The 26,257-nt window shown below is 57.2% G+C and carries 25 protein-coding genes; 6 read left to right on the top strand and 19 right to left on the bottom strand.

Translation table 11 applies throughout. The features are described 5' to 3' along the window. Positions 1–30: 30 nt before the first annotated feature. From L0962_RS03640 to L0962_RS03600, 9 genes are all read right to left on the bottom strand, one after another. Positions 31–1,722: an EAL domain-containing protein gene (locus L0962_RS03640; protein WP_234084273.1), complete on the bottom strand. Its 1,692-nt coding sequence runs from the start codon at positions 1,720–1,722 to the stop codon at positions 31–33. Next, positions 1,703–3,010, bottom strand: a complete 1,308-nt coding sequence (locus tag L0962_RS03635) for an HD-GYP domain-containing protein (RefSeq protein WP_234084271.1) — start codon at positions 3,008–3,010, stop codon at positions 1,703–1,705. The genes L0962_RS03640 and L0962_RS03635 overlap by 20 nt, the downstream gene beginning before the upstream one ends. Positions 3,011–3,016: 6 nt before the next feature. Continuing rightward, positions 3,017–3,754 (bottom strand): type III pantothenate kinase, encoded by a 738-nt coding sequence (locus L0962_RS03630; RefSeq protein ID WP_234084269.1) that lies wholly within the window; start codon positions 3,752–3,754, stop codon positions 3,017–3,019. Continuing rightward, complete coding sequence (locus L0962_RS03625; RefSeq protein WP_234084268.1) at positions 3,751–4,536, bottom strand: biotin--[acetyl-CoA-carboxylase] ligase; 786 nt, start codon at positions 4,534–4,536, stop codon at positions 3,751–3,753. The genes L0962_RS03630 and L0962_RS03625 overlap by 4 nt, the downstream gene beginning before the upstream one ends. Positions 4,537–4,545: 9 nt before the next feature. Beyond that, positions 4,546–5,958, bottom strand: a complete 1,413-nt coding sequence (gene ntrC, locus L0962_RS03620; protein WP_234084266.1) for a nitrogen regulation protein NR(I) — start codon at positions 5,956–5,958, stop codon at positions 4,546–4,548. Between the two features lie 61 nt (positions 5,959–6,019). Next, the gene (gene glnL, locus L0962_RS03615) at positions 6,020–7,081 is read right to left on the bottom strand and encodes a nitrogen regulation protein NR(II) (protein ID WP_234084264.1); all 1,062 of its coding nucleotides are present in this window, start codon (positions 7,079–7,081) and stop codon (positions 6,020–6,022) included. A 12-nt stretch (positions 7,082–7,093) separates the two neighbouring features. Next, positions 7,094–7,543 (bottom strand): DUF4124 domain-containing protein, encoded by a 450-nt coding sequence (locus tag L0962_RS03610; protein ID WP_234084262.1) that lies wholly within the window; start codon positions 7,541–7,543, stop codon positions 7,094–7,096. A 109-nt stretch (positions 7,544–7,652) separates the two neighbouring features. Beyond that, entirely contained in the window at positions 7,653–9,068 is a 1,416-nt protein-coding gene (gene glnA, locus L0962_RS03605; RefSeq protein WP_234084260.1) for a type I glutamate--ammonia ligase, read from the bottom strand. 187 nt (positions 9,069–9,255) lie between these two features. Further along, positions 9,256–10,425, bottom strand: coding sequence for a cation diffusion facilitator family transporter (locus tag L0962_RS03600; protein WP_234084258.1), 1,170 nt, complete (start codon positions 10,423–10,425; stop codon positions 9,256–9,258). A gap of 44 nt (positions 10,426–10,469) precedes the next feature. On the opposite strand from L0962_RS03600, the gene L0962_RS03595 reads away from it, so the two are divergent. Both L0962_RS03595 and nadA read left to right on the top strand, forming a co-directional pair. After that, positions 10,470–10,922: a rhodanese-like domain-containing protein gene (locus L0962_RS03595; protein WP_234084253.1), complete on the top strand. Its 453-nt coding sequence runs from the start codon at positions 10,470–10,472 to the stop codon at positions 10,920–10,922. 43 nt (positions 10,923–10,965) lie between these two features. Beyond that, on the top strand, positions 10,966–12,063 hold the full coding sequence (nadA, locus tag L0962_RS03590) for a quinolinate synthase NadA (RefSeq protein WP_234084251.1): 1,098 nt from the start codon (positions 10,966–10,968) through the stop codon (positions 12,061–12,063). Between the two features lie 332 nt (positions 12,064–12,395). Here nadA and L0962_RS03585 read toward each other — a convergent pair whose 3' ends face one another. The 3 genes from L0962_RS03585 to L0962_RS03575 form a co-directional block, all read right to left on the bottom strand. Further along, entirely contained in the window at positions 12,396–13,415 is a 1,020-nt protein-coding gene (locus L0962_RS03585) for a replication initiation protein (RefSeq protein WP_234084248.1), read from the bottom strand. A gap of 322 nt (positions 13,416–13,737) precedes the next feature. Then, complete coding sequence (locus L0962_RS03580) at positions 13,738–15,150, bottom strand: relaxase/mobilization nuclease domain-containing protein (protein WP_234084246.1); 1,413 nt, start codon at positions 15,148–15,150, stop codon at positions 13,738–13,740. Continuing rightward, complete coding sequence (locus L0962_RS03575) at positions 15,147–15,542, bottom strand: hypothetical protein (protein ID WP_234084244.1); 396 nt, start codon at positions 15,540–15,542, stop codon at positions 15,147–15,149. Before L0962_RS03575 ends, L0962_RS03580 begins: the two co-directional genes overlap by 4 nt. A 312-nt stretch (positions 15,543–15,854) precedes the next feature. Between L0962_RS03575 and L0962_RS03570 the strand changes: the two genes are divergently transcribed. Beyond that, on the top strand, positions 15,855–16,367 hold the full coding sequence (locus L0962_RS03570; RefSeq protein WP_234084242.1) for a hypothetical protein: 513 nt from the start codon (positions 15,855–15,857) through the stop codon (positions 16,365–16,367). Between the two features lie 58 nt (positions 16,368–16,425). On the opposite strand, the gene L0962_RS03565 is transcribed toward L0962_RS03570, so the two are convergent. Further along, complete coding sequence (locus L0962_RS03565; protein ID WP_234084240.1) at positions 16,426–16,611, bottom strand: hypothetical protein; 186 nt, start codon at positions 16,609–16,611, stop codon at positions 16,426–16,428. A 44-nt stretch (positions 16,612–16,655) separates the two neighbouring features. Continuing rightward, positions 16,656–17,861 (bottom strand): tyrosine-type recombinase/integrase, encoded by a 1,206-nt coding sequence (locus L0962_RS03560; RefSeq protein ID WP_234084238.1) that lies wholly within the window; start codon positions 17,859–17,861, stop codon positions 16,656–16,658. 87 nt (positions 17,862–17,948) lie between these two features. On the opposite strand from L0962_RS03560, the gene L0962_RS03555 reads away from it, so the two are divergent. Both L0962_RS03555 and clsB read left to right on the top strand, forming a co-directional pair. After that, positions 17,949–18,725 carry an endonuclease/exonuclease/phosphatase family protein gene (locus L0962_RS03555; RefSeq protein ID WP_367398009.1) on the top strand — a complete coding sequence of 259 codons (777 nt, stop codon included), beginning with the start codon at positions 17,949–17,951 and terminating at the stop codon, positions 18,723–18,725. Beyond that, a complete protein-coding gene (clsB, locus tag L0962_RS03550) occupies positions 18,715–19,917 on the top strand; it encodes a cardiolipin synthase ClsB (RefSeq protein WP_234084236.1) in 1,203 nt (400 codons plus the stop codon). The genes L0962_RS03555 and clsB overlap by 11 nt, the downstream gene beginning before the upstream one ends. Here clsB and gluQRS read toward each other — a convergent pair. After that, a complete protein-coding gene (gene gluQRS / locus L0962_RS03545) occupies positions 19,892–20,809 on the bottom strand; it encodes a tRNA glutamyl-Q(34) synthetase GluQRS (RefSeq protein WP_234084234.1) in 918 nt (305 codons plus the stop codon). The two genes, clsB and gluQRS, sit on opposite strands and share 26 nt — an antisense overlap. A gap of 66 nt (positions 20,810–20,875) precedes the next feature. Here gluQRS and rpoH point away from each other — a divergent pair, with 66 nt between their 5' ends. Next, positions 20,876–21,733 carry an RNA polymerase sigma factor RpoH gene (gene rpoH / locus L0962_RS03540; protein WP_234084232.1) on the top strand — a complete coding sequence of 286 codons (858 nt, stop codon included), beginning with the start codon at positions 20,876–20,878 and terminating at the stop codon, positions 21,731–21,733. 136 nt (positions 21,734–21,869) lie between these two features. Here rpoH and L0962_RS03535 read toward each other — a convergent pair whose 3' ends face one another. From L0962_RS03535 to rpoZ, 4 genes are read right to left on the bottom strand one after another with little or no spacing between them, the layout of a single operon-like run. Beyond that, positions 21,870–22,631 carry a TatD family hydrolase gene (locus tag L0962_RS03535; protein WP_234084230.1) on the bottom strand — a complete coding sequence of 254 codons (762 nt, stop codon included), beginning with the start codon at positions 22,629–22,631 and terminating at the stop codon, positions 21,870–21,872. Continuing rightward, positions 22,625–23,878 carry a D-amino acid dehydrogenase gene (locus L0962_RS03530; protein ID WP_234084228.1) on the bottom strand — a complete coding sequence of 418 codons (1,254 nt, stop codon included), beginning with the start codon at positions 23,876–23,878 and terminating at the stop codon, positions 22,625–22,627. Before L0962_RS03530 ends, L0962_RS03535 begins: the two co-directional genes overlap by 7 nt. After that, positions 23,875–26,025, bottom strand: a complete 2,151-nt coding sequence (locus tag L0962_RS03525) for a bifunctional (p)ppGpp synthetase/guanosine-3',5'-bis(diphosphate) 3'-pyrophosphohydrolase (RefSeq protein ID WP_234084226.1) — start codon at positions 26,023–26,025, stop codon at positions 23,875–23,877. The genes L0962_RS03530 and L0962_RS03525 overlap by 4 nt, the downstream gene beginning before the upstream one ends. Positions 26,026–26,046: 21 nt before the next feature. After that, positions 26,047–26,253, bottom strand: coding sequence for a DNA-directed RNA polymerase subunit omega (gene rpoZ, locus L0962_RS03520; protein ID WP_234084224.1), 207 nt, complete (start codon positions 26,251–26,253; stop codon positions 26,047–26,049). Positions 26,254–26,257 lie beyond the last annotated feature (4 nt).

The following is a 26,257-nucleotide window of genomic DNA, read 5'->3' as shown; positions in this document are numbered from 1 at the left end:
GCCGGATTGTCTCCGCTCGCCGGGCTTTGTTCAAGCGTTGCGTTGGCGATGCCAGGCAACGAACTCGCCGAGCGGCATCGGCTGCGCATAGAGGAAGCCCTGCGCCAGATGACAACCCAGGCCGATCAGGCAGTTGCGCTGAGCCTCGCTCTCGACGCCCTCGGCCAGTGGCCGCAGATCGAGATCGCGCGCCAGATCAACGATGGTCCGCACGATGCGCAGCCCCTCTTCGGTGTCGAGCATGGCGACGATGAAGGCCCGATCGATCTTGATCTCGTTGATCGGCAAGCCGACCAGATAGCTGAGCGAGGAATAGCCGGTCCCGAAATCGTCGAGCGCGATGCGGAACCCCTGCGCACGCAGCCGCTGCATCACCGCCAGACCGGCATGGCGATCGCCCATCAACGCCGATTCGGTCAATTCCAGTGTGAACCGCGCCGCCGGCACCTCCCAGGTTGCGCAACGCTGGGCCAGCAGCTCGGGAAGCTCGCGATCCACCAGATCGGCGGCGGTCAGATTGAACGACAGCGAAACGCCGATATCCGCGCGGTCGAGCTCGCTCGCCATTTGCAGTGCCCCGCGCACCAGCCAGTCGGTGAACAAGGGCCGCCAGCCGTTTTCCTCGATCAAGGCCACGATCTCGGGCGGCGCGACCCAGCTGCCGTCCCGGCGTTGCCAGCGCAACAGCAGCTCGGCGCCGGTGCATTGCAGGCTGACCAGGTCAACCTGGGGCTGCAGGAACAACTGCAGGGCATCGCCATTGAGTGCTGCCTGGAGTTCTTCGGCAAGGGCAATGCGATGCTGCCAGTCGTGGCTCATCGAACGTGCATACCAGCCAAACGCCTGGTCGCTGCCGACCAGGCTCCAGCGCGCCAGACGCGCAGCCTGCAGCGCACTTTCCGCATCCTCGCCATGTTCGGGCAACATGGCGGCACCGACGGTCGCCTGCAGGAGCAGCGAGCGGCCGCCGAACAGCCTGACCGGTTCGGCAAAGGCCCGGCCGATCCGGGCAGCCGCCAACCCGGCCTGGGCCATGCCGAGAACCTCGGGCAGTACGACCAGCCATTCGCCTTCGCGGCCGATGAACACGCTGTCGCCGTCGTGCAACAGGCGCGCCAGATGATCCGCCAGCAAGCTCGGCAGGCGCTGCCGGTCGCTGGCCGTCAGCACCGAGCAGGCCTCCCGGTCGAGCAGGGCGACCGACAGCACGGCGGCCGGCCTGGCATCCGCCAGCAAGCGCCGAAGACAAGCCAGCGCCGCCAGTTCCCCGGGCGGGCCGCGTTCTTCCCGTCGGGCCTCCTCGCTCAATTCGATGGCGCACCCGATGGCGGCCAGCACCGCCCGGTTCAGCATGCCGATCAGTTCGTAATGCAGGCGCGGCACGGCGTTTGCGGTGTCCTCGAGCAGGAAGGCCTCGCAATGCGCACTCGCTGCATGCAGCAGTTGCTGCAAACGCGCCGGCGAACAATCGCGGCCATGCAGCCGGTACCAGGCGCGCATCCATTGCTGCTGCCAGCCGACATCGCCGATCGATACCGGCAATTCTGCGGTCAACACCAGGAAATGCCGAAAATCGGGATCAGCCGGCACGGTTTCCGCCTGACGCAGCAGATGGTCGCGCCACGGCGCCTGCAGGGCCGGCAACGAACGCAATGCCTCGGCCGGCAGCGCATAGGCTTCAAAATCGAAGAAACCGGGTGGCTCAGCCGAGATAGAGCTCATGACGATCCAGCCCGTAGGCATCGTGCGGCAGCGCCCGACTGACGCGAATGGCGGCCGACGCTGGCTCGCGCAGATCGACAACACGATAGCCGCTGACCATTTCCTTGGCCGCATCGAGCATCAGCAGCACGCGCGGCCGCGAGCGCTGCACGCGGTTCTGCTGGATGACGACCCCGACCTCGCCGGTAGACAGTTCGACCAGCGTACCGATCGGATACAGGCCGACACACTGGACGAACTGTTCCATCAAGGCCGCATTGAACTGCCGGCCACGCAGGTTGAACAGTTCCTCGAGCGCCTGCTGGTGGCCGATCGCGGTGCGATAAGGCTTGTTTTTCAGCATCGCGCAGAACGAATCGACCAGACCGGCCATTTCGGCGCCGATGCCGATTGCCCCCTCCTGAAGACCGCGCGGGTAACCGCTACCGTCGCGACGCTCGTGATGCCGCGAAACGATCTGCAGGACTTCCGTCGACACCTGCGTCTGGGTCGTCAGGATCTCCAGCGAACTGGCCACGTGCGAACGGATCAGTTCCTGCTCGGCAACGCTCAGCGGATCGCGTTTGGCCAGCAGGTCAGCGGACACCTGGGTCTTGCCGACATCCTGCAACATGCCGGCCAGCCCGAGATCGACCAGATGCGGCCCGCGCCAGCCCACCTGGGTGCCGAGCAGCAGCAGATGCACCGAGACATCCATCGCATGATCGAAACTGTATTGATCGATGCCCTTCAGGCGCAACAGCCACATCAAGGCATCCGGATTGCGCTGCAGGCTGCCGGCAAGATCGCGGACGCCTTCGCGGACGCCATTGATATCGAAGTAGCGGTCACTGGCGATCGACTGGAACGAACTCTGCAGCGACTGGACCAGCGCGTCGTACCGCGGCTCGATGCGTCCCAGTTCCCGATTCAGCGCATGCAGCGCCGCGTCGTCCTCCTGCGCCTGCAGGAAATCCAGAAACTTCCGGCGCCGCCGTTGCTGTTCGACCCGCTGCGCAGCGAACAGCGGTGCCGCCTGCCGCGGCACTGCCTCGACCACCGTTGCAGTGGTAATCAGCGGTTTCGCCTTCAGAGGACGATCAGTCTGGACTTTCGGCGCCACATAGTACGCCTCAAGGGATCGCGAGCGGTCGATCTGGACAAAGCGGCACTTTTCCCGGAACTGCACGACCTGCTCCGGGCGGGAAACCACAAACCCTTGAAGGGCAAACGAAAACTCCGACCATGGACAATCCGGTTCGACGACGAACATGCCGATCTTCAGTTCGGCAACCGGAATGATTTCCATGGTGAATCACGCTTCCCGATGCAATGACAGGCTGGCCAAGACTCGCAGCCCCAACAGGGGAAGATTTTCCACGCACCGATGCGGAATGACAAGATGATTCGTCAACGTCATGGCATCCCCACCCGACAGCAGGCAGCTCCTTTCCTCGCCAGGCAAACGCCGCCAGGCGCGCTCGATGGCACCGGTCAGGGCTTCGACGGCGCCGCTGGCGATGGCATCGTCGGTCCGGCGCGGCCAGTCGGCGTAAACTCCTTGGGCCAACGGCAGGCCGGCCGTTCCCCGGGCCAGCGCCGCGTGCATCAGCGCCCGCCCCGGCAGGATCACCCCGCCCAGGAAATTCCCCTCCGCATCCAGGCCGTCGATCGTGGTCGCCGTACCGGCCATGACCACCAGTTGCGACGAAACCCCCAGACTGCGGGCGGCAATCAGCGCACACCAGCGGTCGACCCCAAGTTTTTCCGGATTTTCATAACGATTGACCACCCCGGCAGCGGACGACGCGCTACGTACGATCCGCACCCGCCCGGCGGCTTCCCCCAGCGCTGCGCAAATCGCCGCTTCAACGGCTGGTCCCGCCACATTGGCCAGCATCACACAGCGCAACTGCGGCCAGTTGGCCGACAATGCGGCAAACGCGCCAACCTCCTCGTGCGCCAGAACGCCTTCCGCCAGCCACGCGCTGGCGGCCTCGGCAGCGATCCCCCATTTGATGCGGCTGTTGCCGCTGTCGATGCACAGGATCATGCGCCACGCAGACTGAGGTCGCCGGCCAGCACGCGCCGTAGACCGGCGTCGGTCTCGACGAGCAGGGCACCGTCGTCGTCGGCGCCGCGGCAGATGCCCGAAATCTCGGTAGCATCGCCCAGCACGACGACCGGCCGGTCCTGCCAGGCGTTGAGCGTCTGCCATTCGTTTTTCAACGTGGCAAAGCCGTCGACCGCAAAAATCGCCAGCACCTCATGCAACGCGGCAAGTATGGCGGCCAGAACCTGATGACGCTCGACCACGGCCCCCGTCTGCTCCAGTCCGGCAACCGGCTGACCAAGATCGCCGGCCGGTGGCGCCAGATTCAGGCCGATGCCGATGATGACCTGGGTTGCCCGTCGATCGGACGACAACTCGATGAGAATGCCGGCCAGTTTGGCCGCCTGCCCGTCATTCAGCCACAGCACGTCGTTCGGCCATTTGAGGTGCACGTCACGGGCGCCCAGACGATTCAGGGCGCGCGCCAGGGCCACGCCAACGGCCAGCGACAGACCGCTCAGCGCCGACGGCGAACCGCCGAAACGCCAGAGCATCGAAAAGGTGAGGCTGGATTCCGGCGCCGACAGCCAGTGGCGTCCGCGCCGCCCACGCCCGGCAGACTGCCGGTCGGCAACGACGACCGTGCCGGACGGCGCGTTGGCCGCGGCACGACGTGCGATTTCATCGTTGGTCGAGGCACACCGGTCGAGCGCATCGACGTCGAAGCGCACCGCCAGCGCACCAAGTGCGGCTTTCAGCCGAACGGGATCAAGCAGGGTCATCCGGGAATTTTACTCCCCGGAGGCCTCCTTGCCGCCTTCGATGCCGAGTTCAGCGATCTTTCGGGTAATCGTGTTGCGACCGATACCCAGCGCCTGCGCCGCTTCGATGCGGCGGCCGCCGGTATGCGCCAGTGCCCGGGCAATCAGGATCCGTTCGAAGACCTGCGAAAGCACGCCATGGACGTCAGGCACCCCGCGCGCCAGCATGCGGTCGACCTCGCCTTCGAGCGCACTTTCCCAGTCGGTTGCCAGCGCCACCGGCGTCGCTTCGCGCAACTCACCCGGCAGATCGCCGACTTCAACCTGCTGCCCCGGGGCCATGACGGTCAGCCAATGGCAGAGGTTTTCCAGTTGCCGGACGTTACCCTGAAAGTCCAGGCCGCACAGATACTTGAGCGCTGCGTCGGACAGTCGCTTGGCCTCGACGCCGAGCTCACGGGCGCTCTTCTGCAGGAAGTGGCGGGTCAGCAGCGGGATGTCCTCGCGTCGCTCGCGCAGGGCCGGCAGACGGATGCGGATGACGTTCAGGCGATGGAAAAGATCCTCGCGGAACATGCCGTCCTTGACCCGGTTTTCCAGATTCTGATGGGTCGCCGCAATGACGCGGACGTTGGCCTTGATCGGAGAATGCCCACCGACCCGGTAGAAATGGCCATCCGACAGCACTCGCAACAGGCGAGTCTGCAACTCGGCGGGCATGTCGCCGATTTCGTCGAGGAACAAAGTGCCCCCCTCGGCCTGCTCGAAACGCCCGCGGCGTTGCGTCTGGGCGCCGGTAAAGGCGCCGCGTTCGTGGCCGAACAGTTCGGATTCCAGCAAGTCCTTGGGGATCGCCGCGGTATTGATGGCGATGAAGGGCTTGTCCGCCCGCGGGCTATGGCGATGCAGGGCACGCGCCACCAGTTCCTTGCCGGAACCGGATTCACCGGTGATCAGGACCGTGGCGTGCGACAGCGCGAGGCGGCCGATGGCACGGAACACCTCCTGCATGGCCGGAGCCTGACCGAGGATTTCGGGCACCAGCCCCTCCTCCTCGGATGCACCAGCCTGGTGCATCGACTCGTCGATCGCCCGGCGGATCAGTTCGACGGCCTGATCGACGTCAAAGGGTTTGGGCAGATATTCGAAAGCGCCGCCCTGAAAAGCGGCAACGGCGCTTTCCAGGTCGGAATAGGCGGTCATGATGATGACCGGCACACTCGGGAAGCGGGTTTTGACCTCCTGCAGCAACTCGAGACCGGACTGTCCGGGCATGCGGATGTCCGACATCAATACCTGTGGCGGCTCGATGCCTTGCTCGAGTTGGGAAATGGCTTCGCTCGCCGAAGCATAGCTCTTGAACGGAATCCCCTCGCGCGACAGCGTCTTCTCGAGGACCCAGCGAATGGAGCGATCGTCATCTACGATCCAGACTGGTTTCATGTTGTCTTTTATCGTCATTGGAATGGACGTCCACGAAGCAAGAGTCAGACCTGCCGCCGCATCAACCCTGCTCGACCGGCAGACGCAGCGTGAATACGGTCTTCCCTGGCTGACTGCTGCAATCGATCGTGCCGTGATGATGCTGAATGAAGTTCTGAGCGATGGTCAATCCGAGGCCGCTACCGCCTTCGCGACCCGAGACCAGCGGATAGAACATGCGCTCGCGAATCTTTTCCGGGATGCCGGGACCGTTGTCGATGACCTTGATCTCCATGGCCAGACGATAGCGTTTCTTGGCCAGCGTCACCTGCCGCAGGGCCCGCGTGCGGAGCACGATTTCGCCAGCGCCTTCCATTGCCTGCGCCGCATTGCGGGCGATATTGAGGACCGCCTGTATCAGTTGCTCGCGGTCGCCGACCAGTTCCGGCAGGCTGGTATCGTAGTCCCGCTGCATCTGCAGCGAACCGGGAAACTCCGCAGTCAGCAGGCTGCGCACTCGCTCCAGGATTTCGTGGATGTTGACGGTCGTCGGCAGCATCGCCCGATGCGGCGTCAATAGCCGCTGCATCAGATCCTGCAGTCGGTCCGCTTCCTTGATGATGACCTGGGTGTACTCCTTGAGCGACGGATTGCTCAATTCGTGTTCGAGCAACTGGGCCGCCCCCCGGATACCGCCCAGCGGGTTCTTGATTTCGTGCGCCAGATTGCGGATCAGTTCGCGGTTCGCCTGCTGCTGTTCAAGTAGACGCTCTTCGCGGGTTGCCGCGAGATGATGTTCGATCGGCTGCAGTTCAAGCAGCAAGCGCATGCCAGCCGCAATATCCGGGCGCAGCGGGGTGACCGTGCAGTTGAGATGCAGCACTTCGCCGTCACCGCGCTTCAGTTCGATGTTTTGACCGGTATAACCCCAGTTGTTGGCCAGACCGTTGTCGATTGCCGACTGCAGGGTGGCGGAACAGGTGCAGATATCGCTCAATCGCTTGCCAACAACCGCCCGACTGCTGACGGCCAACAGATTCTCGCCGGATGGATTGACGAACCGGATGCCCTGCTCTTCATCGATCAGCAGCACCGCCGAGGCGAGCAGGTCGAGGCCCGCGAAATTGGCATGGGTAACGTTCATCGCTTTTTATGCTCAGCGTAGATTGCCGAGTTCCTTCTGGATCGCCTGGATGTTGCGTTCGTGCCGGGCGATCTTCTCGCGCTGTGCCTGCAGGCGATCGGCCGGCTGCTTGGCGGCTTCCTGTTCGCCCAGTTCGCGCTTGGCCTGCTCCAGACCGCGCTGCTCGACGCCCAGTTCCTGCTCGAGAATATGGCGACGATCCCCGTCGCGGGCCTTCTGGGTGCTCTCGCCAACCCGGGGAAAATCTCCCGGCGTCGGATTGCTGCTGGCCGAGCGCGCTTTTGCGGGAGTCCCGACGGAGGAATTCACCGGCGCGTCGCCAGCAATTGTCTTGCAGTTCTTGCCCTGACGGCTGTTCGAAATGAGCACGCTGCCACCGTCGTCGGTACACCGATAGATGGCCTGCGCATGTGCGGCAACAGCCAGGAGCACAAGCAGCGAGCCGATCAGAAAACGTGTCATCGTCATCATTCCTCCGGGACCCCAGAGTTTAGCCGAGATTGCTTCGACGATCCCGGAAGGTTGACGAAAAAAGGGCGGGAAACCCCGCCCTTTCTCGCATGCCCGGGAATTACAGGCTGTAGTACAGGTCGAATTCGACCGGGTGGGTCGTCATGCGAACCTTGTTCACTTCGTCCATCTTCAGGGCGATGTAGGCATCGATCCAGTCGTTGGAGAAGACACCGCCACGGGTCAGGAATTCGCGATCGGCATCCAGCGAGGCCAGGGCTTCTTCCAGCGAGGCGCAGACGGTCGGGATCTGTGCATCTTCTTCCGGCGGCAGGTCGTACAGGTTCTTGGAAGCCGGATCGCCCGGGTGGATCTTGTTCTGCACGCCGTCCAGACCGGCCATCAGCAGGGCCGAGAAGCACAGGTACGGGTTCGACAGCGGATCCGGGAAACGGGCTTCGACGCGACGACCCTTGGTCGAGGCAACGAACGGGATACGGATCGAAGCCGAACGGTTCTTGGCGGAGTAGGCCAGCTTGACCGGGGCTTCGTAGTGCGGGACCAGACGCTTGTAGGAGTTGGTACCCGGGTTGGTGATCGCGTTCAGTGCCTTGGCGTGCTTGATGATGCCGCCGATGTAGTACAGGGCGAACTCGGACAGACCGGCGTAGCCGTCACCGGCGAACAGGTTCTTGCCGTCCTTCCAGACGGACTGGTGAACGTGCATGCCCGAACCGTTGTCGCCGACGATCGGCTTCGGCATGAAGGTGGCGGTCTTGCCGTACTGGTGCGCGACGTTGTGGGTCACGTACTTCTGGATCTGGGTCCAGTCGGCGCGCTGAACCAGCGTGCTGAACTTGGTACCGATTTCGCACTGGCCGGCATTGGCCACTTCGTGGTGATGCACTTCAACCGGCACGCCCAGCGCTTCCAGCGTCAGAACCATGGCGGAACGGATGTCGTGCAGGCTGTCGACCGGCGGAACCGGGAAATAGCCGCCCTTGACGGCCGGGCGGTGACCGGTGGCACCGTTGCCGTCATTCTTCTCGCCGGCACCCCAGGAGGCTTCGGCGGAATGGATCTTGAGATTGCAGCCGGACATGTCGACGGACCATTCGACGCCGTCGAAGATGAAGAATTCGGGTTCCGGACCGAAGTAGGCGGTATCGCCCAGGCCGGAAGACTTCAGATAGGCTTCGGCGCGCTTGGCGATCGAGCGCGGGTCACGGTCGTAGCCGCGGCCATCGGTCGGATCGACGACGTCGCAGGTCAGGACGACGGTGGTTTCGTCGAAGAACGGATCGATGTAGGCGGTGGCGGGGTCCGGCATCAGCAGCATGTCGGAAGCCTGGATGCCCTTCCAGCCAGCGATGGAGGAACCGTCGAAAGCGTGACCGTTTTCAAACTTGTCTTCGTCGAAGGCGGAGACCGGCACGGTGACGTGCTGTTCCTTGCCACGGGTGTCGGTGAAACGGAAATCGACGAACTTGGCGTCGTTTTCCTTGACCATCTTCATCACGTCTTGCGGGGTTGCCATAAGCGTAAGTCTCCTAAGAAAACACGAGTTGCCGGAACCTCCGGCAAGAATCAAAAAATCGCAGCGGGGGTGTTAGCAGAAAGCATGCCACTAAGCGACGATCGAGTTTTGCATTCTGCCACAATGAGATGACGGAAATCGCACAATCCACGACGCACAAAACTAGTGCGCAAAACACCTGTGCGCACTAGTTTTGTGCATTAATGCACGCCACTTTGACTTCCCGCACCCCGCGCAGGCCGGACAAGGCCTGTCGGGCATGCCCTTCGATCGCTGCCAGTCTTGCCAACTCGATCGCTGGCGGACAAAGCAAGGCCAGATCGACATCGACCCCCCCGGCCAGATAATGGAGTTGCAAACGGTCGAGCCGCAGCCCGTCCTGCAGCACCGGGGCCAGCGCTGCCAGCACCTCGGCCCGGTCGGGCATCTCGTCGGGACGCGACAAGCCGGTGCCATCGTCCTCGGGATCGATATGAACCAGCACATCGAGGACCTCCGGATGCTCCGCCAGCACCTGCCGGCGCGCCAGTTCGCCGATGCGATGCGCCTCGGAAACACTGATCCGGGGATCGACCTGCAGATGGACATCAACCAGAGCCTGCCCGGCCATCCGCCGGGTCCGCAAGCCGTGCAGCCCACGCACACCGGGCGCCGACTGCAGGCTGCCGAGGATCGCATCGACCTGGCTATCGTCAAGCGCCGTATCGATCAGTTCCTGAATGGCGCCCCAGGCCAGCACAACCCCCATGCGCAGGATCATGAAACCCATCACCGCCGCCGCCAGCAGGTCGAGAAAATCCCAGCCAGCCAGCGCCCCGCCGATGCCAACGACGACGACCAGGGCCGAAGCCGCATCTGCCCGCGTATGCATGGCGTTGGCCGTCAACAACTGGGAGCGCAAGCGACGGGCTGCAGCAATCAGGTAGTGATAGAGCCCCTCCTTGACCAACACGGTCGCGACGGCCACCCACATCGCCGACCAGGCGATGACCGGCAACTCGCCGCCGGCCTGCAGGCGCCAGCCGGATTCCCAGAGGATGCCGCCGCCGATTGCCGCGAGCGAGAGCCCGAGCGCCAGCGTGGCGGCGGTTTCCACCCGGGCATGACCGTAAGGATGGGTGCGGTCGGCCGGCTGCGCCCCCTGCCGGCTGGCCCAGAGCACCAGGAAATCGGAGAGCAGATCGGAAAAGGAATGCAGGCCATGCGCGATCAGCGACTGCGAATGCGCCAGCCAGCCGACGAGTATCTGCAGCAAGGTCATTGCCAGATTGACCGCCACGCTGACCCAGGTCGCCTTCTGCGCCTCGCGATCCCGTGCCTGTGCCGATTCCGTGCCTTGCCGTCCGTGCGCCATCATGTCTGTCCTATACTGTAGCCTCCTGATTCTAGCAGTCGACGACCATGGGACAATTAAGCGAAATTCTCGAACTGGCCAAGGCCCGAGGCCAGGCGCTGGACCGCCCCTATCAGGGCGATTTGTTGCCGGCCGAAGCCCATGTGCTGCTGCAGTCCGCCCCCGGCGCCCGCCTGGTGGATGTGCGAACGCGGGCCGAGTGGGATTGGGTCGGCCGCATACCGGGGTCGGTCGAAATCGAGTGGAACCAGTATCCGGGCAGCGTGCGCAACCCCAATTTCCTGGCCGAGCTCAAGCAACGCGTCGATCCCGAAGCACTGGTGCTATTCCTGTGCCGCAGCGGCGTACGTTCGATCGGCGCGGCAACGGCCGCCACGGAGATCGGCTACACCAACTGCTACAACATCCTCGAAGGCTTCGAAGGCGACAAGGACGCCAACGGCCAGCGCAACAATGTCGGTGGCTGGCGCAAGGCCGGACTGCCGTGGATTCAGGGATAATTCGCCTTTTCGCGCGGTCGACCGCGCCCTTTCATCAAAAACCATGCACACCGCGACCATCGCCTTCGACCCGTTCAACAAGCTCTCCGACGACGCCTGCCAGGAACGCATCCGCGCCGCCCGCGCCAAGCTCGGCAAGCGTGCCGTGATCCTCGGGCACCACTATCAACGCGCCGACGTCTACCAGCACGCCGACCTCACCGGCGATTCGCTGAAGCTGTCCAAGCTGGCGGCGCAGACCGATTCCGAGTACGTGATCTTCTGCGGCGTGCATTTCATGGCCGAAGTCGCCGACATCATGACCGCGCCGCACCAGATCGCCATCCTGCCCGACCTTGCCGCCGGCTGTTCGATGGCCGACATGGCCAACCTGGCCAAAGTCGAACGCTGCTGGCGCGAACTGGCTTCGGTGATCGACGTCGAGAACGAGGTCACGCCGGTCACCTACATCAACTCGGCGGCCGACCTGAAGGCCTTCTGCGGCGAACACGGCGGCATCGTGTGCACCTCGTCGAACGCCGGCACCATCGCCAAGTGGGCCTTCGCGCAGCGGCCCAAGGTGCTGTTCTTCCCCGACCAGCACCTCGGCCGGTGGACCGGCCACCAGATGGGTTTCCCGATGGACGAGATGGTCGTCTGGGATCCGGACCTGGAAATGGGCGGTCTGACGGTCGATCAGGTGAAAAAGGCAAAAATCCTGCTCTGGAAGGGTCACTGCTCGGTGCACCAGATGTTCCAGAAGTCGCACATCGATGCTTTCCGCGCCAAGTACCCGGACGGCAAAGTGATCGCTCACCCCGAGTGCAATTTCGAGGTCTGCGCGGCGTCCGATTACGTCGGTTCGACCGAGCACATCGTCAAGACGATCAAGGAAGCGCCGGCCGGTACGCGCTGGCTGGTCGGCACCGAACTCAACCTGGTCGACCGTCTGGCGAAAGAGGTGCTGCCACAAGGCAAGATCGTCCAGTTCATGGCGACCACCGTCTGCATGTGCTCGACGATGCAGCGCATCGACCCGCAGCACCTGGCGTGGACGCTGGAAAACCTGGTCGACGGCAAGGTGGTCAACCAGATCAAGGTGCCGGAACACGAGGTGAAATTCGCCCGTCTGGCGCTCGACCGGATGCTGGAGATTTCCTGATCGGACGCCCATGAGCCGGCCGCTGCACATCGTCACCTATTACTTACACATTTTTTATTCTGTTACTTATCAACGTGTTACAGATGGTCAAAACTGGTGAATTGCTAGATACTGCTAAATAGAATGTTTTGATGGATCTGGATTTGTGGCTTATGGGGTGAGGCGGGGCGAAAATTTTGCCCTTTTTTATTCACTTTGTGAATATAAACCCTATTGCTAAAAGCAACATATATCTATATCTCTTAATTTATTCTTATATCTATTTATATAGATTTACTACTGTATAAATACTATTTACCTGATATACCTAATGATACCTTTTTAAAATACAATTAAATAATAGACTTCCAATGTCTTTTAATTGTTGCAATACCTAATTTAGTATGTTCTGCTAGTTCCTTTTGTGTTGGAGTATATACAGCATTAGAAAGCTCTTTAAAAGCCTTTTGAAGGGTTTTTAATGTTGCTGATGATTTTATATTTGCTGTGTACTTTGCTCCTGCTGATTGTCTTGTTTTGACTTCATCAGCATTTACAGGTATTGCACCCTGTAAAGCATTAGGGCCAAATCCCATTATTCCAATATTTTTCTTTGATTGCTTATCATTGGCAATGATTGATGCTTTTTTATTCCAAACCCATTTAGATATTGATGTAGCAATTTGTTTTACTTCTTTACCTGTTAATGGGTTATCAAATGATTGATTTAGTGTTTTACAATCATTTAATACTTGTTCTTTAAATTCTTTTGGACAAGTAGCAAACAAAACACTTTGATAAGCTATTTTTCTTATTGTGTCAAAGATTGTTTGATTTCTTCCAATCTCAATGTTTTTACTGCTGACTGCTTTTGAATAGTCTTTATTTAAGCTTTCACTGTCTGCAAGAAAGTCTTTTAATTCATAAGTGACATCATTAGTATGAACTGTCCAGGCTTTATTAAGTGGGTTTTTGATGAAATGGCCTGCATAGTTTTCATCTGCTCCCATTTCCTCACCCAATACCTTTGAAACCTCTTTAAAGAGCTTTTGAGGGGCTTTTCTGCTGTTGGGTTGGAAAGATACAGGACAAGTTAATTCATACAGAATATGAGCATGTCCATTTTTTGGATTCTGTATAAAGATTGTTGGCAGTTTAAAACCCATTTTTACAATCTCAAATCTTGTTATTGGATAATCAATATCAAGAGCTATATATTGCTTTTTGAATGGGTGAACTTGTATATTCTTCTTGTGCTTTGCATAATTCAAAGGCAATAAACTAATGCCATCATCAAACTTATTTGCACATTGCAGTTTATCAACAGTAGATAAGTGATTATAAAATCTTGTTAATGTATTATCTACCTGCATAATTGGTTAATCCTAGACTAACCAATATAAAGAATTCTGTATTATTATTGTTATACATATTTACTCCTGATTGGTATAAATATGATAGCAAATATTAATTATTTGTCAATGAATATATTGACAAAATCAATAATGCAGAATACAATATATATATGTCTTGCAATGAGACTAAATTCTGATTGGTAGTGCAGTAAGTGACGGGTACTCCTTACTCAAATAAATAAAGCTCTCTTAATCTAGAGCTTTTTTATTATCTAAAAACAAAAACCAAAATCAAAACCTCTGTTTATTGAACTCTGTTCAATTGGTTGCTAGAAGCAACTTATAAAGAAATACCACCATCTTTTATTTGTAAACTCTTACCATTCAATTCTAATTTAGCTTGTTGAAGCTGAACTAATAATTGTTGTTCTTGTGCTTTTAAGCTATTTATTTGAGCAAATAATTTCATTGCTTCATTAGGGTCATTTGAAAATTTACCACCTAATGCAATTAATTGAGCTTTGATAGAACTCAATGAACCCTCAATACCCTGAACCTTGGCAGCTTTATTTATTCCCATTGATGAGCTGGAAATAGTTTGTTGCTGTGTTGGTGTTGAAACAATAGGGGAAGATTTTATTTCTTCTTGATTATTATGTACTCTTTCCCCTCTATTGTTGTTTGCTGGTAATGATATTTGGGGTTGTTTATTTCTAACATCATTTGATTTTCCCCCACCACTAGTAATTGAGAGTTCTTTGTTATTTGGTTTGCTTGATATAGGCCCCAACTTATTAGACAACTCATTAAAATTATTCCTATCAGCAATGGAGATAGAAGCATTTGTAAGTTGGTTTTCATAAGTCTGCTGTTGAATACCTCCATATTTTTTTTCATTGAACTCAGTTCTTTGCTTTGTAAATTCATCAAGTCTTCTTGCTGCTTCAGCAATGGATTTAGAGTATTCACTACCCCCTCTTGAATTTTCTCTGTAACTATGCTCTCTATCCTCTTTTCTAAAATTAAATCCTTGCTCATAAATACCTCCCTCTAATCTAATATTTTTTTTATTTTCTTCTTTCCATTCAGGCCTATTAATAGAGATTGATGATTTTGTATCTCTTTCAATAGTGAATCCTTCACTCTTTAAATACTCTTTAATTTCATCCCTACTTTTAATATCACCATAATTTACTAACAGCTTTATTTCTGCATCAATAGATTTTTTGCTGTCACCATGATTTTCCCAAGCTGTTTTATTGTCCTTAATTTCAGGACTTTCTAAAACTCTTTGATAACCCAATTGATGATTTATTGTGTCTCTCCAAGCATCTAAACTTAACTCCATACCTTTACCAGGTGGCTTAATATTCATTGCTTGACCAGTATCTAAATTTGTTCTTGGTGTTATGAAATGCAAATCTATTTTTCCATCTGCATTTTCATGCTTCACCCACATCATTGCATAAGAAGATTTATCTAACCCTGCAAACATTCTTCTTTCAAAGTCATCAATAACATTTGCAATCTGTATGTCATTAGGTCTTTCACCTAATGCAAAATTAAGTGAGCCACTTGTATATTTATATAACCTGTCTGTTTCATCACAAACAGATTTAACTAGTTCAGGGTCACCTCTTAGCAATTCAGGTTCAATAGTTCTTTTTATTCCTTTTGAATCTATTTCACCAAACACATATGCAATTGCTGAATTAACACAATTTTGACCAGTTGGGAAAAATGAGATATTCATTTTCTTAACTCCTTAATTGCTTGCTCAATTGCAATTAAAGATTTAGTTGCATCAATTAATGCTTGATGATGTTCTGGCTTATATGGTGAATCATTTAGTTTGTGATTCAAAATATGCAAAGCTTTTACACCTTGATTTAAATTTACTCCAATTTTATTTAGTTCTTTTAAGAGCCTAATTTTGTAATTGTGAATTTCTGGCTCAATGGGATTTTGAATACAAGCTCTAAAAAAATCTGGCCTACCTGATTTATTGCCTGCATATAATTTCTTCTGCAAATGAAATTGCAATAACTCAAATTCATCTTGGGACAATAAGACTTCAATTCTTTTTGTTCTAGCAGGCTTCCTTTTATAAAACTCTGGCAAAGTCTTTTTTTCTTTTTCTTCCATGACTGCTCCTTATATAAAGAGAGCAATATGGTTTTGACTTTAAAAGGGTAAAGGGAGAATCCCTTTTAGGTATTAGGACAAAGTCCTAACAAGGTTCATATCACCTACGGTGATGTGAGTAGCCTTGCTGTTTTTGTCCTTCCCATTAAGTGCCACATATATGTAAACACCCAATTAAATCTATATCTATACTACTCTCATACTTATACCTATACTGATTTATTCCAGAATGTCAACAAATATTATTTACTAGTTGACAATTTATATTTATCTTGTACTTTATATATATCTAATAATATAAGGAGATATTATATGCAAGATATAGATGAAATATTTAATAGCAATTTGACAGGTAGAAAGAAAGAAACAAGCAATATTAAGAGCAGTATGGAATATGTATATCCTAAGATTAAGGCAAAACTAGAATATGGATTTAGCCTTAATGAAGTCTATAATGAAATAATAAAGAAACTGGATATTTTCCAAATAAACAAGAGAACAATATCCTTCAATACATTCTTAAAATACTATTATGAATGCTCAGGTAAAAGCAAAAGGCCAAAAGCAGATGAATTAAAAGCAGTAACACCAAAAGCAATTGATAAGCCATTAGAAAGCAAAACTGAAATTGATTTATTTTCTAATGAGCTATCACCAGCAGGAAAGAAATTACTAGCTGATTTTTCTGGACCTATTGGCAATAAAATGTATGTTAGTAAAGCTCAAAAAGATTTAGTTTTGAGCAAGGTTGAATCTTTGGGTTTAGGAGATAAAAGCCATCCTGATATTGTTGCTTTAAGTACTTACCCAATTAGGGGGCAATGATTTAAGAAATAAAAAAAGGACTCTAAAAAGAGTCCTTTTGTTTTTGATGGAAGAATAATTACTTCTTCTTCTTGGCTCCACCTTTCTTCATTGCATACAAACCCAAAGCTTCCATTTCTTGTTTGTGGTCTGCAATCCATTTATCTTGTTCAGCTTCAATGATTTTAGCTTGCTCAATTTCAAGTGAAGCAAGTTGCTTTTGCAATTCTTCCTTTTGCTTTTGAATTTCAACAGCCTTAGACATTTAAATTACTCCTAGTAAATAGTTACAAAGTAACACTAGCACAATTATTTCTTATCTACAAAATATTTTTGTGTCATGCCTAATGAAGAGTGACCACCAATATATTTTGAAGCTTCTTCTGCTGTTGGCTTTTCACCTCTCAAAAGCTTTTCAAAGAATTTTTGTAGTTCTTCATCTTGCTGATATTGTTTTAGTGACTCAACACTAATTTGGAAGTTTTCAGCAATTTGGAACTCTTTACTGTCACTTAATGCTTTGCTAATGGCTGTGTTTTTGAGACTGTGCCAAACAGGTCTAGAACCCTTTGGGAGGGTTTTAAAGCACCTGGACCATTCCATGTTAATAGCTGACACTGAAATGGTGAACAGTGGGCCTGTAATCTCTTCCAATGGCAATAAAGACAAAATTTCTTCACTTATCTTTACAGTTCTTGGCCTGCCATTTTTGGTGATGGGTAGATAAATCTCCCCCTTTTCCCTGCTGACATTTTGAAGTTGAATTGACAAGCATTCAGTTTTTCTTAAACCTGTTTCCAAACAAATTTTGTATGCAAGTAAATATTGTTTATTTTTCTTACTGCTGAAAAATTCTAGTGCTTTATCTAAATTCTCTTGACTAATAATCTTTTTTCTAGATGGTGACCTCTTTGGCAAATCTGCCCTAGTTAAAGCATCAAAAGGATTTTGGATAAATATATCTTCACTCTTTAACTGTGGATACAGTCTATTAACTACTTTAAAAGCTGACTTAATATAAATGACTTCTGTACTTATTGAGCCATCTTTTAAACCTGCTTCTTTTCTTGCTTCTACATATCTTCTAATTAAATAATCATCAACAGTATCAATATAGAAGTCACCTAATGGAACAGAGCCATCAAGATTTGAATTGTTTATTGTTCTGTAATTGCTGTAATAGACTTGCATATCAGGCAAAGTAATTTGCACTGATGGAATTTGAGTTAGTAACTTAAATCTCTTGTTCTTGATTGTTTGTTTATAAGCTACATAGTGAGAATTATTATTCTCAATAAGAGTAAAGTAATCTTCTAATAAAGTTCTAACTGTGGGAATTAATAAGAGCTTTGTATCTTCATCAATATAAGTTCCTGCATCAATTGCTTCTCTTGTAGCTTTCTCAAATCTATCTGCTTCTTTAAATGAGTGGAAAAGCTTATTGACCTTGTGACCTTTTCTATTTATTGTGACCCTGTAATAGGTGTTATTTCCTGATTTGAAGAGGTAGGCCATAATCTGTGGATGTTTGCAAGAAAAGGTTGATAACATGCACAGTATAGCAGTTGCTAAAAACTGGGTGAAAAATCGAGGTCTTTAAAAGTGAATACTGTTACTAATCAAAGAGATAAGAACATAATTCACATCACCACCTACAACATCCACAAGGGCTTCTCGCAATTCAACCGGCGGATGATGGTGCATGAGCTGCGCGAGCGCTTGCGCCATCTGAACCCCGACCTGGTCTTCCTGCAGGAAGTCCAGGGCCTGCATCTGGGGCACGCGGAAAAACATGCCGACTGGCCCGGTCGACCGCAGCACGAATTCCTCGCCGAGGAAATCTGGCAGTCGGCCTATGGCCGCAACATGGTCTACGACCACGGCCACCACGGCAACGCGATCCTGTCGCGCTTTCCCATCCTGCACGCGCACAATCAGGACGTCACCCACCTGCACTTCGAGAAGCGCGGCCTGCTGCACTGCCGGATCGAACTACCCAACGGCCCGGCGGCGCACTGCGTCTGCGTGCACCTGTCGCTGTTCGGCCATTCCCGCCGCCGCCAGATGGATGCGCTGGCCGATTATCTCGACCGCCTCGACGATCCAGGCGCCCCGCTGATCGTTGCCGGCGACTTCAACGACTGGCGCAGCCGCGCCTGCGAACACCTGGCCCGCCGCCTCGACCTGCAAGAAGCCTTCAGCGCGCCGGCCGGCCGGCCGGTACGCAGTTTTCCGGCGGCCCTGCCGATGTTCCGGCTCGACCGCATCTACGTCCGTGGCTTCAAGATCGCCCAGACCGAAGTGCATTTCGGCGCCCCGTGGTCGGCCATCTCCGATCATGCGGCGTTGTCGGCCCACCTGACGGTGCATGGATACTGAGTTCCTCCCCGGCAACCAGCTGACCCTGCTCAACTCCGGCCGGGCCTATTTTCCCGCCCTGCTTGCCGCGCTGGCCGCGGCACAACGCGAGATCTACCTCGAAAGCTATATCTTCGCCAACGACGCGGTCGGCCATGAAGTCGCCTCGGCGCTGTGCGCGGCGGCGCGCCGGGGCGTCACGGTCAATGTCACGGTCGACGGCTTCGGCGCCCGGAATTTCGCCGCCGATTTCCGTCCGCAACTGTCCGCCGCCGGCGTCCGCACCCTGTTCTACCGCCCCGAACTGGGCTCCTTGCGCCTGGCCCGCCACCGCCTGCGTCGGCTGCACCGCAAACTGGCGGTGATCGACGGGCGCGTCGCCTTCGTCGGCGGCATCAACATCGTCGACGACGACAACGCCCCCGAAGACATGCGCCCGCGCTACGACTACGCGGTGCGCATCGAAGGCCCGGTGCTGGCGCAGGTGCATCACGCGGCCCGCCGGATGTGGGAAATCGTCACCTGGGTCAACTTCAAGCGGCGTTTCCGCATCCGGCCATTGCATCAGCCCTGCTGCGAGCTTGCCGGCACGCAACAGGCCGCCTTCCTGATCCGCGACAACATCCGCCACCGCAACGACATCCTGAACGCCTACATCGACGCGATCGACGCCGCCGAGGTGGAAATCCTGATCGCCAATGCCTACTTCCTGCCCGGCATCCGCTTCGGCCGCGCGCTGTTCGCCGCCGCCCGGCGCGGCGTACGGATCGGCATCCTGCTCCAGGGCAAGAGCGACCATCCGCTGCTGCATCACGCGACACGCACGCTCTATGCCGCGGCGCTGAAGGCCGGCATCCGCATCTTCGAATACGAAAAGAGCTTCCTGCACGCCAAGGTCGCCGTGATCGACCGGGACTGGGCAACCGTCGGTTCGTCGAACATCGATCCGTTCAGCCTGCTGCTTGCCAAGGAGGCCAACCTGTTCGTCCGCGACGCGCAGTTTGCCGGCGAACTACGCGCCAGCCTGCACGACGCCATCGCCGACGGCGCCCGCGAGATTCGGGCCGGCGACCTGGCCACCCGGGCCTGGCCGGCAAGGCTGCTCAGTTGGCTGAGCTACGGCCTGATACGTGCGCTGGTCGGCATCGCCGGCTACGGCCACAAGCACTGGCACGCCGAAGCCCAGATCAGCCGCCGACCGCCGGCGCCATGATCGCCGCCCGGCGCGGCACCCGGTCGAAGCGCCAGTGCTCGCAGGCCCAGGCCCAGACCGTGGCGACGTCGGCCGTCGCCAGTGCCGGTGGCGCTGCCTGACCCAGGAAATGCAGCGCACGGACCAGTTCGGCAGGTGCGCGGCCGACGTCCAGCGCCGGCGCCCGCGTCTGCTTGGACCATTTTTCACCCGCCGGATTGGCCGCCACCGGCAGATGCGCGTAGCGCGGCAGCGAATAACCGAGCGCCTGCAACAGCGCGATCTGGCGCGGGGTTGACGCCAACAGGTCGGCGCCGCGCACGACATCGGAAATCTGCTGGAAATGATCGTCGACCGTGACTGCCAGTTGGTAGGCGAACAGGCCGTCGGCCCGGCGCAGCACAAAATCGCCGACATCGTCCGCCAGACGCTGACAGATTTCACCCTGGATGCGGTCGACGAAGGAAACCGGCGAATTTCCGACGCGCAACCGCCAGGCCCGCGCTGGCTGGCCGGCCGGCAGTCCACGACGGCAGGTGCCCGGATAGACCGGCCCGCCATCGTCCGCCATGCGTCTTGCCGCCTCGGCGATATCCTTGCGCGAACAGGCGCAGGGATACACGTCGCCCGCGTCGATCAGTGCATCGAGCGCCGCCGCATAGGCCTCGCTGCGCCGATGCTGGTACAGCACCGGCCCGTCCCAGGCGAAACCGAAGGCCTCCAGCGTACGCAGGATGTCGTCGGCGGCCCCCGGCACGCAACGCGGCGCATCGACGTCTTCCATGCGGACCAGCCATTCTCCGCCTTGTGTACGGGCGTCGAGGTGGCTGCCGACAGCGGCAACCAGCGAGCCGAAATGCAGCGGACCGGTCGGCGACGGGGCGAAACGCCCCCGATAAATGGGAACTTGCATGTCTGTTAGCACTCTGAGTTTGCGAGTGCTAAAATGGATTCAAACGTTGAAGGAGGATATTACGCTATGACCCAAGCTATGGCGCTTCCCATGCCCTCAGCCGTCGGCAACATCGACGCCTACATCCAGGCGGCGAACCGTTATCCGATGCTGTCCGAGGCGGAAGAGACCCGGCTGGCCGAGCGTTTCCACAACGAAGGCGATGTGGAAGCGGCCCGCCAGCTCGTGCTGTCGCATCTGCGTCTGGTGATTTCGATCGCCCGCGGCTACCTCGGCTACGGCCTGCCGCACGCCGACCTGATTCAGGAAGGCAACATCGGCCTGATGAAGGCGGTCAAGCGCTTCGATCCGACGCGCGGCGTGCGTCTGGTGTCGTTCGCGATGCACTGGATCAAGGCCGAGATTCACGAATACATCCTGAAGAACTGGCGGCTGGTCAAGGTCGCCACGACCAAGGCGCAGCGCAAGCTGTTCTTCAACCTGCGCAGCCTGAAGAACGACTACGAGGGCGTCGACACGCTGTCCGGCACGCAGGCCGCCGAAGTCGCCGGCAAGCTCGGCGTCAAGCCGGAGGAAGTGGTCGAGATGGAAACCCGGCTGACCGGCCGCGATCTGGCGCTGGAAGGCAGCCCGGACGACGGCGAGGACAGCTTCGCGCCGATCGACTACCTGGCCGACTCGCGCTACGAACCGACCCGCGTGCTGGAAAACAAGGCCAAGGCGCACCTGCAGCAGGAAGGCCTGCATGGCGCACTGGAAGCCCTCGATCCGCGCAGCCGGCGGATCGTCGAAGCCCGCTGGCTGGCCGAAGGCGAAGCGGCGACGCTGCACGAACTGGCCGCCGAGTTCGACGTTTCGGCCGAGCGCATCCGCCAGATCGAAGCCAAGGCGCTGCAAAAAATGCGCGGCCTGCTCGCCGCCTGACGCACCGACATCGTCGACGCCGCGTCGCCAAAGCCGCTTTGCCCGCCGGGGCAAGCGGCTTTGTTTTTACCGCCCCAAGCAAACGCCGAACGGTTCACGCGCAGTTTTTCCTGATTGCTGCGGTCGACCGCAGCAATCAGGAAAAACCCAGCACCCCCCTGGCGTTATCGCCCGTCGCAGCGATCAGCGCTGCGGGCGGCATCCCCCGCAGGGCCGCGACTTCCGCCGCAATGCGCGGCAGTTCGCCCGGCGCATTGCGCCCCCGGTTGAGCCAGACCGGAGGGATGTCCGGAGCGTCGGTCTCGAGCACGATGCTCTCGATCGGCAACGTTGCCGCCAGCTGGCGGATGCGGGTTGAACCGGAGTAAGTCGCGGCACCGCCGAAACCGAGCTTGAAGCCGAGCTTGATGAACTCCGCGGCCTGCTGCGGACTCCCGTTGAAAGCATGGGCGATGCCGCCGCGCACGCGCACCCGCCGCAGTTCGCGCAGCACCGCATCGACCGCGCGCCGCACATGCAGGATCACCGGCAAATCGCGCGCCCTGGCCAGTTTCAATTGCGCGACGAAAAAACTTTGCTGCCGCGCCGCATCGATGCCCGGCACATGAAAATCCAGCCCGATCTCGCCGACGGCGACCGGCCGCTCGCGATCCAGCCAGTCGCCGACCTGCACCAGATCGTCCTCGCCTGCCTGCATCACATAGAGCGGATGGATTCCATACGCCGCAACACAGCGGGAATAGGCGGCGACGGTGCTTTTGGTGCCGGCAAAGCCGTCGACCGCAACTGCCGGCACGACGATGCGTTCGACGCCGTGGAGCAAGGCATGGGCATACACCTGCGCCCGATCGCCGTCGAATTCGCCGGCATCGAGATGGCAATGGGTGTCGATCAGCACAGAAAGGGGAAGGCCGCCCGAGCCCGACGTCCCGACATCAAATCCGCCAGCGCGGCGCCCGAGCCGCAGGCCATGGTCCAGCCCAGCGTACCGTGGCCGGCATTCAACCACAGGTTGGCATAACGCCTGGCCCGTCCGATGACCGGGACGTTGGACGGCGTGGCCGGACGCAAGCCGCACCAGAACTGCGGCTCGCCCTCGACCTCGAGCCGGGGGAACAGGCGTTGCGCCCGTTCGATCAGCGCCCGGCAGCGCACCTCGTTGAGTGCCAGGTTGAAGCCGTTGAACTCCGCCGTGCCGGCAACGCGCAGGCGATTGCCCAGGCGCGAGAAGACCAGTCGGCGCTCGTCGTCGGTGATGCTGACGCTCGGCGCCACGGCACCGTCGGCCAGCGTCAGCGTCGCCGAATAGCCCTTCGCCGGATAGATCGGCAGACCGACGCCGAGCGGCCGCAACAGACCCGGTGCATGACTGCCCAGGGCCACGACATAGGCATCAGCAGTGTATAGATCGGTACTCTGTCCGTCGCTGGCGATGACGCCGGCCACCCGGCCGCCGGCCGCCGCCATGCGGTCGACCTGGATACCGTGGCGAAAAACGACGCCGGCCGCCGCCGCCCGCTCCGCCAGTTGGCGGGTGAACAAATGGGCATCGCCCGACTCGTCGGACGGGGTGTAATCGCCGCCGACGAGCAGATGCCGGGCCTCGGTCAACGCCGGTTCGATGCGCAGGCAGGCGTCGACATCGACCGGTTCGCGATCCAGCCCGAACTGGCGCATCAGGCGCGCCGCTTCGAGCGCCAGGGCATAGGCACGCGGATCGGTATAGACGTGAAGGATGCCACGCGCCAACTGGTCGTAGTGCAGGCCGAGCTCGTCGCGCAGCGTCTGCAGGCGTTCCCGGCTATACAGGGCCAGCGCGACGATCGCCGCGACGTTGGCCTGCGTCCGGCCAGGCGTGCATTCGCGCAGGAAACGCAGCCCCCAGGCCAGTTGCGCCGGATCGACGCGCCAGCGCCAGAGCAATGGCGCATCCTCGCGCCCGAACCAGCGCAGCAATTGCGAAAAGACATGCGGATTGGCCCAGGGTTCGGCATGCGATACCGAAACCTGGCCGCCGTTGGCAAAGCTGGTTTCGAGGGCCACGCCCGGTTGCCGCTCGAGCACCGTGACCTGATGACCGGCCGCGTTCAGGTACCAGGCACTGGTCACTCCGATGACACCGGCACCCAGCACCAGAACCTTCATGCCTCTCCGCCCCGTTCCCGGGTAATCCGGGTGACTTCCGGAATATGACGCAGGCCGCGCATCACCGCAGCCAGGTGGGTGCGGTTGGCCACCTGGATGGTGAACCGCAGCAGGGTGAACAGACGCTCCGGATCGGCATCCATCGACACGTGCTCGATGTTCGAGCCGGCCTCGGCGATGGCGCCGGAAACCTGGGCCAGCACGCCGCGCGTGTTCTTGACCTCGATCCGGATGCGCAGGTCGAACAGTTTGCCGTCTTCCGGCTCCCACTCGACGTCGATCCATTTCTGCGGCTCGCTGGAGCGCGATTTGCGGATGCTCGGGCAATCGTGGGTGTGGATCACCATACCGCTGCCCTTGCGGATCGAACCGATGATCGGATCGCCCGGAATCGGCTGACAGCAGCGCGCCAGCTGGATCGCCATGCCTTCGTTGCCGTGAATCGCCAGCGTCATGTGCTGCGCCTTGTCGGCCTGGATGTCCTCGCGCGCCAGCAGACGCCGGGCGACGACGGAGGGCAGGCGCTTGCCCAGACCGATATCGGTATACACCTCCTCGAGCGACTGCTGACCGCCGGCCTTGACCAGCGCATCCCAGGCTTCGCCGGGGATCGAGATCGGCACCACGCCGAGCGACAGCAATTCCTGGCGCAACAGCCGTTCGCCGAGCCGGGCCGATTCCTCGTTCTGCGTCGTGCGCAGGAAATGCCGGATCTTGCTGCGCGCCCGACCGGTCTTCACATAGCTCAGCCACACCGGGTTGGGCGTTGCCTTCGGCGAGGTGACGATCTCGACCAGATCGCCGTTCTTCAGCTCGGTGCGCAGCGGCGCCAGTTCGTGGTTGATGCGCGCCGCCGAACAATGATTACCGACATCGGTATGCACCGCGTAAGCGAAATCGACCGCCGTCGCCCCGCTGGGCATGGCGAGGATCTTGCCCTTGGGCGTGAAGACGTAAACCTCGTCCGGGAAGAGGTCGATCTTGACGTTTTCGAAGAACTCGGCCGAGTCGCTGCTCTGCATCTCGAGCAGCGATTGCAGCCATTTGTGCGTCTTGATCTGCAGATCGGCGCTGGACTCGCCGTCGTCCTTGTACAGCCAGTGCGCAGCAACGCCTTCCTGAGCGACGTTGTGCATCTCGCGCGTGCGGATCTGCACTTCGACCGGCGTGCCGTAGGGGCCGATCAAGGTCGTGTGCAGCGACTGGTAGCCGTTGGCCTTGGGAATCGCGATGTAATCCTTGAACTTGCCCGGCACCGGCTTGTACAGCGCATGCAGCGCGCCGAGCGCCAGATAGCAGGTCGGCACATTGTCGACGACGACACGGAAACCGTAGATGTCGAGCACCTGCGAAAACGACAGGTGCTTGTCCTTCATCTTGCGGAAGATCGAGTAAAGGCTCTTCTCGCGCCCGAAGACATCCGCCTTCAGCCCGGCATGCGCAAGCTTGTCGCAGATGCCGTCCTGGATGCGTCCGAGCAGTTCGGCACGGTTGCCGCGCGCGGCCTTCAAGGCCTTGCTCAGCACCTCGGCGCGATGCGGATGGATCAGCCGGAACGAAGTGTCCTGCAAGTCGCGATACAGCTTGTTCAACCCGAGGCGCAAGGCGATCGGCGCGTAGATTTCCAGCGTTTCGCGGGCGATGCGCACCCGCTTGTCGACGCGCATCGCCGACATCGTCTGAACATTGTGCTGACGGTCGGCCAGCTTGATCAGCACGACGCGCAGATCGCGCGCCATCGCCATCAGCATCTTGCGGAAATTCTCGGCCTGCGCTTCCTGATAGGAAGCGAATTCCATCTTGTCGAGCTTGGACAGGCCATCGACCAGCTCGGCGACCGGCTTGCCGAATTTTTCGGCCAGCTCCTGCTTGGTCGCGCCGGTGTCCTCCATCGTGTCGTGCAGCAACGCGGCACAGACGGCATCGGCGTCCATGCGCCATTCGACCACCGCGCCGGCAACGGCCAGCGGATGCGTGATGTAGGGCTCGCCGGACATGCGCTTCTGATGCGCATGCGCCTTCGCGGAAAAGGCAAACGCCGACTTGATGCGTTCTACATCAGTCGGCGGAAGATAATCGAGACTGTCGAGGAAGACCCGGTAAGCGGGTTCCTCATAGCTGGGCGGGAGCGACGGCGCTGGGTCCATCCGGCTTCACCGCCCTGTCGCTCAGGCCTGGCCGCGGTTGAGGACTTCCAGCCCGACCTTGCCGATCGCCATTTCGCGCAGTGCGACAACGGTCGGCTTGTCCTTCTCGACATCGACCAGCGGCGTCGCGCCGTTGGCGATCTGGCGAGCGCGATGCGCGGCGGCCAGGGTCATCTGGAAGCGGTTGGGAATCCTTTTCAGGCAATCATCGACGGTAACGCGAGCCATGGCA

Origin of the sequence: Azonexus sp. R2A61 (assembly GCF_021401135.1) — a bacterium.
GTDB lineage: Bacteria > Pseudomonadota > Gammaproteobacteria > Burkholderiales > Rhodocyclaceae > Azonexus.
This window is presented reverse-complemented; position numbering and strand designations above follow the sequence as displayed.

Coding starts and splice junctions, on each gene's coding strand:
- L0962_RS03640 (WP_234084273.1), bottom strand. CDS start 1,722: ATGAGCTCTATCTCGGCTGAGCCACCCGGTTTCTTCGATTTTGAAGCC.
- L0962_RS03575 (WP_234084244.1), bottom strand. CDS start 15,542: ATGGAAGAAAAAGAAAAAAAGACTTTGCCAGAGTTTTATAAAAGGAAG.
- nadA (WP_234084251.1), top strand. CDS start 10,966: ATGCACACCGCGACCATCGCCTTCGACCCGTTCAACAAGCTCTCCGAC.
- L0962_RS03560 (WP_234084238.1), bottom strand. CDS start 17,861: ATGGCCTACCTCTTCAAATCAGGAAATAACACCTATTACAGGGTCACA.
- L0962_RS03610 (WP_234084262.1), bottom strand. CDS start 7,543: ATGACACGTTTTCTGATCGGCTCGCTGCTTGTGCTCCTGGCTGTTGCC.
- L0962_RS03635 (WP_234084271.1), bottom strand. CDS start 3,010: ATGGAAATCATTCCGGTTGCCGAACTGAAGATCGGCATGTTCGTCGTC.
- L0962_RS03530 (WP_234084228.1), bottom strand. CDS start 23,878: ATGAAGGTTCTGGTGCTGGGTGCCGGTGTCATCGGAGTGACCAGTGCC.
- L0962_RS03585 (WP_234084248.1), bottom strand. CDS start 13,415: ATGCAGGTAGATAATACATTAACAAGATTTTATAATCACTTATCTACT.
- clsB (WP_234084236.1), top strand. CDS start 18,715: ATGGATACTGAGTTCCTCCCCGGCAACCAGCTGACCCTGCTCAACTCC.
- L0962_RS03630 (WP_234084269.1), bottom strand. CDS start 3,754: ATGATCCTGTGCATCGACAGCGGCAACAGCCGCATCAAATGGGGGATC.
- L0962_RS03625 (WP_234084268.1), bottom strand. CDS start 4,536: ATGACCCTGCTTGATCCCGTTCGGCTGAAAGCCGCACTTGGTGCGCTG.
- rpoZ (WP_234084224.1), bottom strand. CDS start 26,253: ATGGCTCGCGTTACCGTCGATGATTGCCTGAAAAGGATTCCCAACCGC.
- L0962_RS03580 (WP_234084246.1), bottom strand. CDS start 15,150: ATGAATATCTCATTTTTCCCAACTGGTCAAAATTGTGTTAATTCAGCA.
- glnL (WP_234084264.1), bottom strand. CDS start 7,081: ATGAACGTTACCCATGCCAATTTCGCGGGCCTCGACCTGCTCGCCTCG.
- L0962_RS03600 (WP_234084258.1), bottom strand. CDS start 10,425: ATGATGGCGCACGGACGGCAAGGCACGGAATCGGCACAGGCACGGGAT.
- rpoH (WP_234084232.1), top strand. CDS start 20,876: ATGACCCAAGCTATGGCGCTTCCCATGCCCTCAGCCGTCGGCAACATC.
- L0962_RS03565 (WP_234084240.1), bottom strand. CDS start 16,611: ATGTCTAAGGCTGTTGAAATTCAAAAGCAAAAGGAAGAATTGCAAAAG.
- glnA (WP_234084260.1), bottom strand. CDS start 9,068: ATGGCAACCCCGCAAGACGTGATGAAGATGGTCAAGGAAAACGACGCC.
- L0962_RS03570 (WP_234084242.1), top strand. CDS start 15,855: ATGCAAGATATAGATGAAATATTTAATAGCAATTTGACAGGTAGAAAG.
- gluQRS (WP_234084234.1), bottom strand. CDS start 20,809: ATGCAAGTTCCCATTTATCGGGGGCGTTTCGCCCCGTCGCCGACCGGT.
- L0962_RS03525 (WP_234084226.1), bottom strand. CDS start 26,025: ATGGACCCAGCGCCGTCGCTCCCGCCCAGCTATGAGGAACCCGCTTAC.
- ntrC (WP_234084266.1), bottom strand. CDS start 5,958: ATGAAACCAGTCTGGATCGTAGATGACGATCGCTCCATTCGCTGGGTC.
- L0962_RS03595 (WP_234084253.1), top strand. CDS start 10,470: ATGGGACAATTAAGCGAAATTCTCGAACTGGCCAAGGCCCGAGGCCAG.